The organism is Thermodesulfovibrio sp. (genome assembly GCF_049969575.1).
Taxonomy (GTDB): Bacteria; Nitrospirota; Thermodesulfovibrionia; order Thermodesulfovibrionales; family Thermodesulfovibrionaceae; genus Thermodesulfovibrio; species Thermodesulfovibrio obliviosus.
In genome coordinates this window covers 1-13,078 of sequence record NZ_JBMFOO010000038.1, presented here as the reverse complement: position 1 = coordinate 13,078, position 13,078 = coordinate 1, and the positions used below count along the sequence as shown (strand labels likewise).

The 13,078-nt window shown below is 35.2% G+C and carries 9 protein-coding genes, 1 rRNA gene and 1 pseudogene; 10 read left to right on the top strand and 1 reads right to left on the bottom strand.

Going from position 1 to position 13,078, the window contains the following annotated elements:
• The first annotated feature begins 44 nt into the window (after positions 1–44).
• From ACP5O9_RS08140 to ACP5O9_RS08100, 9 genes and pseudogenes are all read left to right on the top strand, one after another.
• A pseudogene (locus ACP5O9_RS08140) lies at positions 45–2,093 on the top strand (TonB-dependent receptor plug domain-containing protein).
• Positions 2,063–3,058, top strand: coding sequence for an ABC transporter substrate-binding protein (locus tag ACP5O9_RS08135; protein WP_428723803.1), 996 nt, complete (start codon positions 2,063–2,065; stop codon positions 3,056–3,058). The pseudogene ACP5O9_RS08140 and the gene ACP5O9_RS08135 overlap by 31 nt, the downstream one beginning before the upstream one ends.
• On the top strand, positions 3,045–4,046 hold the full coding sequence (locus ACP5O9_RS08130) for a FecCD family ABC transporter permease (protein WP_353685402.1): 1,002 nt from the start codon (positions 3,045–3,047) through the stop codon (positions 4,044–4,046). Before ACP5O9_RS08135 ends, ACP5O9_RS08130 begins: the two co-directional genes overlap by 14 nt.
• On the top strand, positions 4,046–4,816 hold the full coding sequence (locus ACP5O9_RS08125; protein WP_428723802.1) for an ABC transporter ATP-binding protein: 771 nt from the start codon (positions 4,046–4,048) through the stop codon (positions 4,814–4,816). Before ACP5O9_RS08130 ends, ACP5O9_RS08125 begins: the two co-directional genes overlap by 1 nt.
• Positions 4,817–4,826: 10 nt before the next feature.
• The gene (locus ACP5O9_RS08120; RefSeq protein WP_428723801.1) at positions 4,827–7,208 is read left to right on the top strand and encodes a cobaltochelatase subunit CobN; all 2,382 of its coding nucleotides are present in this window, start codon (positions 4,827–4,829) and stop codon (positions 7,206–7,208) included.
• Complete coding sequence (locus ACP5O9_RS08115) at positions 7,208–8,677, top strand: cobaltochelatase subunit CobN (RefSeq protein WP_424905346.1); 1,470 nt, start codon at positions 7,208–7,210, stop codon at positions 8,675–8,677. The genes ACP5O9_RS08120 and ACP5O9_RS08115 overlap by 1 nt, the downstream gene beginning before the upstream one ends.
• On the top strand, positions 8,674–9,684 hold the full coding sequence (locus ACP5O9_RS08110; RefSeq protein ID WP_353685398.1) for an ATP-binding protein: 1,011 nt from the start codon (positions 8,674–8,676) through the stop codon (positions 9,682–9,684). The genes ACP5O9_RS08115 and ACP5O9_RS08110 overlap by 4 nt, the downstream gene beginning before the upstream one ends.
• Positions 9,662–11,497 carry a VWA domain-containing protein gene (locus tag ACP5O9_RS08105; RefSeq protein ID WP_428723800.1) on the top strand — a complete coding sequence of 612 codons (1,836 nt, stop codon included), beginning with the start codon at positions 9,662–9,664 and terminating at the stop codon, positions 11,495–11,497. The genes ACP5O9_RS08110 and ACP5O9_RS08105 overlap by 23 nt, the downstream gene beginning before the upstream one ends.
• Positions 11,498–11,516: 19 nt before the next feature.
• Positions 11,517–12,266, top strand: a complete 750-nt coding sequence (locus ACP5O9_RS08100) for a methyltransferase domain-containing protein (RefSeq protein ID WP_428723799.1) — start codon at positions 11,517–11,519, stop codon at positions 12,264–12,266.
• On the opposite strand, the gene ACP5O9_RS08095 is transcribed toward ACP5O9_RS08100, so the two are convergent.
• The gene (locus tag ACP5O9_RS08095) at positions 12,247–12,630 is read right to left on the bottom strand and encodes a sirohydrochlorin chelatase (RefSeq protein WP_353685395.1); all 384 of its coding nucleotides are present in this window, start codon (positions 12,628–12,630) and stop codon (positions 12,247–12,249) included. The two genes, ACP5O9_RS08100 and ACP5O9_RS08095, sit on opposite strands and share 20 nt — an antisense overlap.
• 383 nt (positions 12,631–13,013) lie before the next feature.
• On the opposite strand from ACP5O9_RS08095, the gene ACP5O9_RS08090 reads away from it, so the two are divergent.
• Positions 13,014–13,078, top strand: a 16S ribosomal RNA gene (locus ACP5O9_RS08090); the annotation flags it as partial.

Genomic DNA, 13,078 nt, shown 5'->3' with positions numbered 1-13,078 from the left:
TTGAATCAGCACCAGCTTCTGTAAGTGTTGTAACAAAAGAAAAAATTGAGCTTAAAGCACCAAAGACAATTGATCAGGCATTAAATGATATTTCCGGTGTATTTGTAAGAAGGGGAAAGGGACTAATGGATACTCTTTCAGCTATAACTTTACGAGGCATTCCAGAGCAGAAAAGAACTCTTATTCTTATGGATGGAATGGTTCTAAATAATCCTTATACTGGTGAAGTAAAGATGGGTGGATACTATCCAGAGGATCTTGAAAGAGTTGAGGTTGTTAAAGGTCCTTTTTCATCACTTTATGGTGGATATGCAATGGGTGGAGTTGTAAATTTTATTACAAAGATGCCTGAAAAAAGGGAGTTTACATTTAAATCAGGATATGGCTCAAGCTGGAGCCGTGGTGAAGCAATGGATGACTTAAGAAGAGTTTATATCTCTTATGGTGATAAACTGTGGGATAAATTAAGCATATTTTTAAGCTATGGCTGGCAGGGAACAAATGGATATCCCACTGATTTGAATGTTCCGAACACAAAACCACCTACAGGGATTACAGGATACGAAATAACTTCAACAAGAGATGGAAAAACAGCGTATATCATAGGCGATAAAGGAGACAACCGCTGGTGGGATGATGGAATTACCATTAAAACTCAGTATGAGTTTACAAAGGATACTAAAATAAAGTTTAGTTTTATGAGAAATCGTTATGAATACAACTATGATGAGCCTCATACATATTTAAGAAATGCTGCAGGAAATCCTGTATGGACATATACAGTTGGAAGAACAACAATATATGAAAATTCATTTCTTCCTGGCGGAGGAGGCAGAATCCAGAATACATATTCCTTAGGATTTGAGACAAAGCTTTATAAAGAGCTTTTAATGAAGCTAAATCTTTCATACCTTGATACAGAAAAAGACTGGTATGTAACAACATTGTCTCAGGCAACAAGATTAGGATGTGGTTTAGATCCAACAAGATGTGGTTATGTATCAAATACTCCTTCAGAAGTATACATGGCTGATTTACAATTTAGTCTTCCAATTTTTAACAATCAAATTCTTACATTTGGTAGCTCCTTCAGACACGGATATGCTAATACAAAGGAAAAATATTTAAGAGATTGGAGAGATGAAAATTCAACAACAACTTTAAAGTATGAGTCAAAAGGAAAGGATAAAACATATGCAATTTTTATTCAGGATGAAATAATGCTTTTAAATAATCTCACTGCTTATATAGGCTTCAGGCAGGACTGGTGGAAAACCTATGATGGATATGCAAATGATGTTGGAAAAGCAGATTATCCAAAGGAGTATCCATCAAAATCAAAATCCTCTTTTTCCCCAAAGTTTGCCATTGTTTATAAACCCTTTGAAACAACAACTCTTCGTGGCTCAGTTGGAAAAGCATTCAGAGCACCAACAGTATATGAGCTTTACAGAACTTGGACATCATCCACAGGAATTACTTATGCTGGGAATCCTCAATTAGACCCTGAAACTGTTACATCATGGGATATTGGAGTTGAACAAAAACTATGGAAAGGTGCAAAGGTGTCTCTCACATATTTTGAAAACTATATGAAAGACTTAATTTATCGTAAAACAGTTACATCAAACTATAAAGAATATGTAAATGTAGGTAAAGCTGAATCCCGCGGAGTTGAGTTTTAATTTGAGCAAAGATTTGAAAAATGGCTTAGATTATTTGGTAATTTTACCTATACTGACTCTGAAATTAAAGAAAATAATGCAAATCCAAGCACTGTAGGGTGTAGACTCACTTATACACCTCTATGGAGAGCAAATGTAGGAGCAGAATTTGAAAAATCAGGCTTTTCAGCTATGGTTGTTGGAAGATATGTTGGTAAGTGGTTCAGTGAAGATGATAACTCTGATCGCGTAAACAATGTTTATGGTTCCTATGACCCATATTTTGTTGTTGATGGAAGAATTGCATATCAGATTACAAAGTTTGCAAAGCTGAGTTTTTCAGTGGACAATATATTTGACAGAAAATACTACCAATACTACAGGGCACCTGGAAGATCATGGTTTACAGAACTTACATTAAAGTTTTAGCTACTTTAGTTACATTAGTATGGGTAGGGGCAGCTTATGCCTCTACCTATACTATAACTGACAAGCTTGGAAGAACTGTTACAGTTAACATACCTGTAAAAAGGGCTGTTATTGTAATATCCTACGAACTTATTCCAGCATTGAATATTTGGAGTCAGGTTGCAGGTGTGTCCCGTTGGGCAGAGGAAAACTGTGATCTTTATAAAGCAATAGTTAAAACAAATCCTCAATTTAAAAAGCCAACTACTGGTGCAGGCACTGATATCAATGTAGAAGCAATTTTAAAACTTAATCCAGATATCGTGATTACATGGACATACAATCCAAATACAATAACTTTTCTTGAGCAAAAGGGCATCAATGTAATTGGAATATATCCTGACAGTCTCAGAGAGCTTTATCAGGTAATAAGAATGCATGGAAAACTTTTTGGTAAAGAAAACAGAGCAGAGGAAGTTATTGCTGAGATGGAGAAAATTTTTAAGTTTATTAAAAGCAGGGTATCAAAAATCCCTATTGATAAAAGGAAAAAAGCAATACATCTTGGAGGAAAGCCAACAACTGTTTCAGGTTCAGTTGGTGTTACAAACGATGTTATTGAGATTGCAGGAGGACTAAATTCTGCTAAATCAATAAATCAGAGAAACATGGATATATCTATTGAAAAGATAATTCAGTGGAATCCTGATGTGATTTTTATATGGGGTGGGGCAGGATACAATGAATCATGGCTATACAATAACTCTCAATGGAGATTCGTGAAGGCAGTAAAAGAGCATAAAGTTTACAAGCTTCCTAAATGGTCAACATGGTCTCCAAGACTTGCACCAATAGCTCTTTATATGGCAATAAAGCTTTATCCAGAAGCATTCAAAGACATTAATTTTGAAAAGCTGGCTGATAACTTCTACAGAAAAGTATTCGGAATATCTTATTATAAAGTGAGACAATATGAAGGTTATTAAGGCATTGATAATTTTAATTTCTCCAGTCTTTGTAGGATGGATAGCCCTCTTTCTTGGTGCTTATGGAATTAGTCCTTTGATGGTTTTAAAAATTTTATTAAACGAGACTGTGCATATATTTGATATCGGAGAGATTCCAGAAAAAGCAATTATATTAGATATAAGACTTCCAAGAATTATATTAGCTGGTCTTGTAGGAGCCACACTTTCAGGCGCAGGTGTAACACTTCAAGGTATATTTCGTAATCCCCTTGTTGACCCTTTTATCTTGGGAATTTCAGCAGGTGCAGCCTTTGGATGTGCTATAACAATTGGATTTTTAAGTTACCTTCCAATTCAGTTTATGGCTTTTGTTTTTGCTGTTACTGCAGTAATTATTGCTTATACAGTTGCAAGAACACAGGGTGAAGTAAGCCGTCTTCCGTTGATTCTATCAGGTGTTATTGTTTCAGCTTTTTTTACAGCAATGGTTTCAATTGTGAAGTTTATTGTTGATCCTCATAAGCTTCAGAGCATTGTTTACTGGCTAATGGGAAGCTTTTGTCTTGCTGACTGGAAGGCAGTAAGAATTGCTGGATTAGGGGTGCTTGCTGGAATTTTTCCAATATTTCTCATGAGATGGAGGCTTAATGTTATGAGCATGGTAGAGGAGGAAGCCAAAGCCTTAGGAGTAAATATTTCAAGGGACAGACTTCTTTTCATAGGATTTTCAACACTTTCAGTAGCAGTTGCCACATCTCTCTGCGGAATTATTGGATGGGTAGGGCTCATGGTTCCACACCTTGTAAGAATGCTTACAGGACCTGATCATAAAACACTTCTGCCACTAAGCCTTACAGCAGGAGCATCTTTTATGATTGCTGCAGATACTGTGTCTCGTACACTTACAAGCTTTGACATCCCTGTAGGAATAATCACAGCTCTTACAGGTGCTCCATTCTTTGTATATTTAATGAAAAAAGGTGGTAAAGAAGCATGGGGTAAGTGATGGTAGAGATTAAAGAATTATTTTTCAGACATAAAGGTAGTAGTAGTGATGTAATAAAAGGTGTGAGTTTTACTGCAAACAGAGGCTCTATAACCACGATTCTTGGACCAAATGGATCTGGAAAAACTACACTTTTTAAATGCATTTTAGGACTGTGGAAGTATTACAGAGGAGAAGTCAAAGTAGATGGAGCTTCTGTTGAAAGGCTTTCATTCAGAAAGAGGGCTCGTTTTTTTTCTGTTGTTCCACAGGAGCATGAACCACCTTTCCCATACTCTGTTTTTGATGTTGTTTTGATGGGAAGAGCAAGCTATGTTGGCGTTTTTTCATCTCCTGGTAAAAGGGATTATGAAAAAGCAGAAGAGGCATTGGAAATAGTAGGAATTGGAAGGTTAAAAGATACTCCTTACACAAAAATAAGTGGAGGGGAGCGTCAGCTTACACTTATTGCAAGGGCAATTGCACAGGGCTCACCAGTTATGCTTCTTGATGAGCCAACAAGTCATCTTGATTTTAAAAATCAGATAAATGTGCTTAAGAAAATTAAGGAAATAGCCATTCAAAGAGCTCTTACGATAATTATGACACTTCATGATCCTAATTTGTCATTACTTTTTTCAGACAAGGTGGTTGTAATTAACTCTGGCAGTATAATTTCAGAGGGTGCTCCAGGTGAGATTATTACTGAAGATTTGATAAAAAGGGTTTATGGTGTGGATGTGAAAAGAAGCTTTATTGATGGCCATAGCATAATCTGTCCGATAATTTAGGAGGCTTTTTATGTTAAAAATTTTAGCAGTTGTATGGCAAAGTTACTATAATATGCTTCTTAAAGCAGCAAAAAATATTAATGAGTTCTCACTCAAAGTTTACTCTGCAAGAGTAGTTGAAAATGAACCTGAAAGACTTAACAGTGTTTTAAAAGAAATGGAAGATGCGGATATCCTTTTTTTCTATCGTTCAAACGAGTCTGTATGGGAGGAGATTGAAAAAAAGCTGAAAGAAAGTAGCATGAAAGCTAAAATTGTCTGTCTTGGTCATGATCCTTCATATTGGATGCTTTCAAATGTAAAGCCTGAGCTATTAAGTAAAGCCTATCAGTATCTTGTTATAAATGGCGAAAAAAATATAAAGAATATGTTTTTATTTTTAGCAAATAAGCTTGCTGGATTTGATATTTCATATGAGGAGCCAGAGCAGATTCCATGGGAAGGACTTTATCATCCAGATGCTGAAAAGATTTTTACCAGCATTGATGAATATATGCAATGGTATGAAAGGAAGAATGCTCCTACTGTTGGTATTCTCTTTTCAAGGCATTATTGGATAAATGGTAATACAGATGTAGAAGATTTGCTTATTAAAGAGCTTGAAGCAAGGGGATTTAATGTAATTCCTGCTTTTGCTTATTCAGTTAAGGATGAAGCACTTGGAACAAAGGGAAGCGGAGAGGTGGTCCTTGAATGGTTTATTGATAAAGAAGGAAAGCCAAGAATTGATGCAATGATAAAGCTTATATCATTTTTTCTTGGAACAAGCCGAGAAAAAAGAATGGACAACACTAATGTTGCATCTGATGGAGTTGAGATTTTGAAAAAACTTGATGTACCTGTGATATCGCCCATTTCATCTTACTATAAAACAATTGAAGAATGGGAAAAAGGAGAGCTTAATCTTGACATAGGCTGGTCAATTGCTTTGCCTGAGTTTGAAGGAGTAATTGAGCCATTAATAATTTCTGCTCAGGTTGAAGGTTCTCAGGATGAAAGAAGAAAGATGCCAATTGCAGAGCGTGTTAAAAAACTTGTAAACAGGGTTGAAAGATGGATTGAACTTAGGAAAACACCTCCTGAGCAAAGGCGTATTGTTTTTGTTCTTCATAACAATCCATGTGCATCTGTGGAAGCAACTGTTGGAGGAGCAGCTCATCTTGACAGCCTTGAAAGTGTTGTAAGAATCATGAAAAAAATGAAACAGGCTGGTTATGATGTTGAACCGCCTGACAGTGGTAAAGCACTTATTGATGAAATAATGAATAAAAAGGCAATATCAGAGTTCAGGTGGACAACTATTGAAGAAATTGTTGAAAAAGGTGGAGCAATTGCCTTTGTAGATAAAGAAAAGTATTTAGAGTGGTTTAATGAACTACCTGAAAAAACGAGGCTCAGAATGATTGATGCATGGGGACAGCCTCCAGGTGAACATAAAAATGGTATCCCACCAGCAATGGTTTATAAAAATAAAATTGTAATTACAGGTTTGCAATATGGAAATGTTATTGTATGTGTGCAGCCAAAGCGTGGCTGTGCTGGTGCAAGATGTGATGGACAGGTGTGTAAAATACTTCATGACCCAGATGTGCCACCACCTCATCAGTATATTGCAACATATAAGTGGCTCAGCCGTGAATTTAAGGCTCATGCGATAGTTCATGTGGGAACTCATGGAAATCTTGAATTTTTGCCTGGTAAAGGAGCGGGGCTTTCAAATGCGTGTTTTCCTGATATTGCCATAGATACACTGCCTCATCTTTATATTTACAATGCTGATAATCCTCCTGAGGGAACCATTGCAAAAAGGCGTAGCTATGCAGTGCTTGTTGATCATATGCAGACTGTGCTTACTGAAGGCGGGCTGTACAGCGAGCTTTCAGAGCTTGAAAGACTTCTTGGTGAGTATGAGGATGCAAAGAAAGAGCCTGCAAGAAAACATGCTCTTGAACATTTGATAATTGCTGAGATAAAAAAAGCTAAACTTGATCATGAAATAAAGATTTTTTACAATGGCAAAAAAGTTCAGCTTTCAACTCTCACCCATGAAGAACTTCATCAAATACCTTTTGAAAAAATAGTTGAAGAGGCTCATGGCAGGCTATCACTTATAAGAAACACTCAAATTCAGGATGGAATGCACATATTTGGTGAAATACCAGAAGGACAAAGAAGGGTTGATTTCATTTATTCCATTTTAAGATATGATTCAGGAGAAAAACACTCTTTGAGAAAAGAGATAGCAAGACTGCTTGGTTACGAGTTTGATGAACTTTTATCACAGCAGGAAAAAATTGATTCTTTTACAGGAAAATCATACGGTGCAATAATTGAAGAGATAGATAGGATAAGTAAAGAAGTTGTAAAAGAAGTATTGAAGGAGGTAACATGATGGAAGTCCTTAAAAAAATAGAGTGGGATAAGCCTGAATGGAGGGCAATTAAAGAGAAAATATTGGAACTTAATAGAAAAATTGAGCAATCAAAAGAGATTGAATCTCTCCTTCATGGTTTTTCTGGTGGATATATTCCTTCTGGTCCTTCTGGATTGATAACCCGTGGAAGAGATGATGTTTTGCCAACAGGAAGAAACTTTTATAGCCTTGACCCTCACAGAGTTCCAACTCGTTCTGCCTATGAGATTGGTAAAAGGCTTGCTCAAAAACTTATTGAAAAACATCTTGATGAAGAAGGTAGATACCCTGAGAATGTAGGTATTTACTGGCAGTGCACAGACATAATGTGGGCAGATGGAGAAGGAATGGGACAGATAATGTATCTTCTCGGTGTAAAACCAGTGTGGCTTTCAAATGGAAGAATAAAAGGGATTGAGATAATCCCTTTAAGTGAACTTGGAAGACCACGTATTGATGTAACAATAAGAGTTTCTGGAATAACAAGGGATAACTTTCCAATGTGTATTGAGCTTATAGATGAGGCAGTGCAGGCAGTTGCCTCTCTTGATGAACCTGATGATATGAATTTTGTAAGAAAACATACACTGGAGCAGCTTTCTCAGAATGGGGCAGACCTGCGTTCAGCAACACTGAGGATTTTCTGCTCAATGCCAGGCACATATCAGGCAGGAACTCAACTTGCTGTATATGCTTCTGCATGGAAAGAAGAGAAAGATTTAGCAGAAGTTTTTCTTTACTGGAATGGTTATGCCTATGGAAAGGGAATATGGGGCGAATCTAAACATAAAGAGCTTGCTAATGTTTTAAAAACAATTGATGTAACTTACAATAAAGTCGTTTCAGATGAGTATGACCTTTTTGGATGCTGTTGTTATTTTGGAACTCATGGAGGAATGACTGCTGCGGCAAGACATTTAAGTGGAAAAGAGGTTAAAACTTATTACGGAGATACTCGCAATCCAGACCATGTTGAGGTAAGAGACCTTGCTGATGAGATAAGGAGAGTTGTAAGAACAAAGCTGCTTAATCCAAAATGGATTGAAGGAATGAAAAGACATGGATACAAGGGTGCCGGAGATATATCAAAAAGAATCGGAAGAGTTTACGGTTGGGAGGCAACAACCCGTGAGGTTGATGATTGGATTTTTGATGACATTGCAAGAACATTTTTGATAAATGAAGAAAACAAAAAATTTTTCGAAGAGCACAATCCATGGGCATTGGAAGAGATTGCAAGAAGGTTAATTGAGGCAACTGAACGAGGACTGTGGGATCCTTCAGAGGATGTGAAAGAGGCATTAAAAGCAATTTATCTTGAGATTGAAGGATGGATTGAGGAGAAGATGGCAGACACAAAAGGAAACTTTCAGGGTGGTTCAATAGATGTAGTTACAGCAGATGAGGTTGAATACTGGAAAAAAAAGATGAAGGAGGTAATAGGGTGATATTTCCATTTACTGCAATTGTTGACCAGGATGAGATGAAGCTTGCTCTTATTTTAAATGTGATTGATCCCAACATAGGTGGCGTTCTTATTATGGGCGAAAAGGGCACTGCAAAGTCAACAGCTGTGAGAGCACTTGCTGATTTGCTTCCTGAGATTGATGTGGTTAAAGGCTGCAGATTTAACTGCGCACCTGAAGGACCTTTCTGCAGTGACTGCATTGAGAAACTTAACAAAAATGGCTCAATTGAAATTGAAAAAAAGAAGATGCGTGTTGTTGAACTTCCATTAGGTGTTACAGAAGACAGGGTTGTTGGCACACTTGACATTGAGTATGCAATTAAAAAGGGTGAAAAACGCTTTGAACCAGGAATTCTTGCAGAGGCAAATAGAAACTTTTTGTATATTGACGAAGTAAATTTGCTTGAAGATCACATTGTAGATCTTTTACTTGACTCTGCTGCAATGGGAGTAAATACTGTTGAAAGAGAAGGCATCTCTTTTATTCATCCTGCAAAGTTCATACTTGTAGGGACAATGAATCCTGAAGAAGGTGAACTGAGACCTCAGCTTCTTGATAGATTTGGTCTTTGCGTTCAGGTCAATTCATTGACAGATAAGAACTTAAGAATTGAAGTACTTAAAAGAAAAGCAGAATTTGACGATAATCCAGAAGAATTTTTCAAAAAATGGGATTCTGAACAGCAAATTCTTGTAAGAAAAATTATAAAGGCAAAAGAAAATCTTAAAAACATTAAAATTGATGACAGTGCTCTTTCTTTTGTAGTTGACATTACTTGTCAGCTTAATCTTGATGGTCACAGAGCAGACATTGTTATGCTTAAAGCTGCAAGAGCCTTTGCAGCGTTTAATGGAAAGAATGGAATAACCCAGGAAGATATTAAAGCAGTTGCACCTTTTACCTTAAGACATAGACTTAAAAGACTTCCCTTTGAAGATATATCTCAAGAAGTAGACAAGCTTAATGCAATACTTGAAACAATTTAAAATAAAGTTTTCAGATTTTGTAGGACAGGAAAATGCCAGACTTGCTCTTTTGTTGAATCTCATTGAGCCAGCCTGTGGTGGAGTTTTGCTTGCTGGCAAAAAAGGCACAGGTAAATCAACTTTGCTGAAAGCATTTAAAGAAATTGTTAAAGCCTTAAACATGCCCTTTATTGAATTACCTATGAATTCTACTGAAGAGGCTGTTTTAGGTGGAATTGACATAGAGGAAACCATTAAAACCGGGGAAAGAAGGTTTCAGAAAGGTCTTCTTTCAAAGGCAGATGGAGGATTTCTTATCATTGAAGACATAAATCTTTTTCCTCATGACTTGCTTTCAATTGTCTTTGAAGTTCAGTCAAGAGGAGAAAATATAGTTGAAAGAGAAGGAATTACATTGAGAGAGTCTGCTAATTTTCAAATCCTTGCAACAATGAACCCTGAAGAAGCTGATTTTTCCTCTCACTTTCTTGATAGATTTGGTATGTGTGTTATCATGGACAATATAATTGACAAAGAAAAAAGAAAGGAAATAATAAGATTAAATTTTTCAAGGGAGCTCCAGATAGCAGAAGATATTTCTTTAATTGAAAAAATCATAAAAAGCAAAGAGTTTATAAAAAAAATTAAAGTAACAGATGAGATAACAGAGTTTATTTCTGAAGTTGTTTTAAAAGAAGCTGTTTTGTCTCACAGAGCAGACATTTTTCTTTTATATGCATCAAAGGCTTATGCAGCTTATTTTGGAGATAATTTTGTTAAAAAAGAGCATGTTATCACAGTAGCTCCACTTGTTTTAAATCACAGAAAAAAACTTTTACACCAACAGCCAGAATATGAGCCTGAACACCAATTCGACAATTCTCAAAGCTCAGAAAGAAATGATGAAGAACAAAAAAATAAAAATCAGACTCCTTCTCGAATAGATGAAGATCATGAACACGGGAAATCGCAAAACACTCCATCATCTGAAAAAGAAGATGTTTTTCCTGTTGGTGAAAGTTATAAAATAAGAAAATTTTTCTTCAGAAAAGACAGAACTTTAAGGCAATCCACTGGAAGAAGAACAAAGACAAAAACAAAAGGCAGGGCAGGCAGATATGTAAGAAGTCTTCTTCATAAAAGAAATGATATTGCAATTGATGCAACAGTGAGGGCTGCTGCTGCGTTTCAAAAAATCAGAGGTATGAAGGATTTGTTGATAATTAAAGAGGAGGATTTAAGATACAAGGAAAAAGAAAAAAGAATGAGCCATACTGTAGTATTTGTTGTTGATGGCTCTGGCTCTATGGGAGTTGAGCAAAGGATGATACAAACAAAAGGAGCGATTCTTTCACTTTTAATGGATTGTTATCAAAAAAGAGATAAAGTTTCAATGATTTTATTCAGAAAAGACAGAGCAGAAACAATTCTTCCACCAACTTCATCGCATGAACTTGCTTTAAAAAGACTTAGAGAAATTCCAACAGGAGGTAAAACCCCTCTTTCAGCAGGCCTAATGGAAGCGTACAGACTAATTCGAAGGATGGCAATTAAAGAGCCTGAGAGTCGTTTTTTAATTCTTCTTATTACTGATGGAAAGGCAAATGTTTCTTTGACTGGTAAAACAGTTTTTGATGAACTCAGAAGCATTTGTTTTATGTTAAGCAATCTAACTTCAGTTGACTTTATTGTGATTGATACTGAAAAGAAAAATAAATTTATGAAAATAGATTTTGCTGTTAAAATTGCAGAATGGCTTCAGGCAAAGTATTTTCTGATAGAAGAGCTTAAAAGTGAAAGTCTTTTAGGTATCGTAAAAACCTTCAAAATTTAAGCTGTGTTAGAATTAAATAATGAAGCCTGTCAAATTTTATTTTAACAAAGCTATTGATACTTATGAAAAAATCGGAATTTTACAGAAAAAGATTGCCTTTGAACTTTTAAGAAAAATTGAAAAGAAAAATTATGACTGTATCGTAGAAATTGGTAGTGGAAAAGGATTTTTGAGTATTCCTTTAAGTGAGTCTATTTCTTTTAAAAACTATATTCACATTGATATTTCTTTTGAATTTCTTAAAAAACTTAGAACAAATTTAAAGGGTAATCATTTTTTTGTCAATGCCAGCGGAGAAGAAATCCCTTTAAGAAAAAATATCGCTGATTTAATGGTTAGCTCTTCAGCGCTTCACTGGATTAAGGATCCTGAACAAAATCTTATAAAAATTTTAGAAATTTTAAAAAAAGGTGGGAGATTTTACTTTTCTATTTTTACTTCAAATACCTTGAAAGAATTAAAGGAGATTTCAGAAATCACAGGTTTTGGCTCGGTTTTTCCTTTAAAAAAAGTTGAGTTTTATATTGAGCTAATTAAAAAAACAGGATTTTCTTTTAATTATGAAGTAAAAAATTACCGTGAAATTTATAATTCTCCTCGAGATTTACTGATTTTTCATAAACTTACAGGAACGAACTATACTGAAGGCAAAAAATTTTCAGGGAAAAATGCATTTAAAAATTTTTGTGATACCTATAAAAGATTTTTTAGTAATCACAGCGGAGTTTACGCTACCTATGAAGTTCTATTTATAAAAGGCATTGTTTAAGTTCCTCAATTCTTTCCTTTATGATTTCAATGAGTTTTTCATGAAGACCCAGAGGTTTTGTAACATTAATTTCAATATCAGGATAATTTTTTTTAAATTTTGCAATAATTTCTGGAATCTCTGATATTACATGGCCTCCTGAGAAAAGAAAAAGTGGATGAACTATAATTGTTTTTGCTTTTTCTTTTACGCATTCTAACAAAACTTCTTCAAGAGAAGGATTACTAAATTTAAGATAGGCATATTTTACCTGGTCAGGTCTCATTTTAAGAGTTATTGCAAAAGTCTTTGCAAACTCTTTGAGTTTATTTGCCTCTTCTTTAGGACTTCCGTGAGCTACAATGATTATTTTTTCTAATGACATTTTTTCTCCATTATCCTGCTAATTTTATCCTCTATAAGAAGGTTAACATATTTTTGAATTTTTATCATATCTTGAAATTGCCTAATAAACAAATTGTCATTCACTTTCAGTTTCGTTAAGAATTGCTACTAAAAATTTTTAACTTCTCTCAATACAATAATTTTCTAATGGCAGTTTTAAGATGGAATGTATAGGGGTTGACAAAATTTATTTTTATAAGTTATGATGGATTTATAATTGATTTGATTTAAATGTTCTTTCTAAGTACTTGACAAAATTAATTTAATAAGTTAAAATTTGATTAGTTGATCTTTGAAAAGTTCGGTAAGCCCCTATTAATAATAATTCTTAAAGAGTTTCACAGATTTAGCCAGTATCAAATTTTATATGAGAGTTTGATCCTGGCTCAGAGCGAACGCTGGCGGCGTGCCTAACACATGCAAGTCGA

Coding starts and splice junctions, on each gene's coding strand:
- ACP5O9_RS08105 (WP_428723800.1), top strand. CDS start 9,662: ATGCAATACTTGAAACAATTTAAAATAAAGTTTTCAGATTTTGTAGGA.
- ACP5O9_RS08120 (WP_428723801.1), top strand. CDS start 4,827: ATGTTAAAAATTTTAGCAGTTGTATGGCAAAGTTACTATAATATGCTT.
- ACP5O9_RS08130 (WP_353685402.1), top strand. CDS start 3,045: ATGAAGGTTATTAAGGCATTGATAATTTTAATTTCTCCAGTCTTTGTA.
- ACP5O9_RS08125 (WP_428723802.1), top strand. CDS start 4,046: ATGGTAGAGATTAAAGAATTATTTTTCAGACATAAAGGTAGTAGTAGT.
- ACP5O9_RS08100 (WP_428723799.1), top strand. CDS start 11,517: ATGAAGCCTGTCAAATTTTATTTTAACAAAGCTATTGATACTTATGAA.
- ACP5O9_RS08115 (WP_424905346.1), top strand. CDS start 7,208: ATGGAAGTCCTTAAAAAAATAGAGTGGGATAAGCCTGAATGGAGGGCA.
- ACP5O9_RS08095 (WP_353685395.1), bottom strand. CDS start 12,630: ATGTCATTAGAAAAAATAATCATTGTAGCTCACGGAAGTCCTAAAGAA.
- ACP5O9_RS08135 (WP_428723803.1), top strand. CDS start 2,063: ATGGTTTACAGAACTTACATTAAAGTTTTAGCTACTTTAGTTACATTA.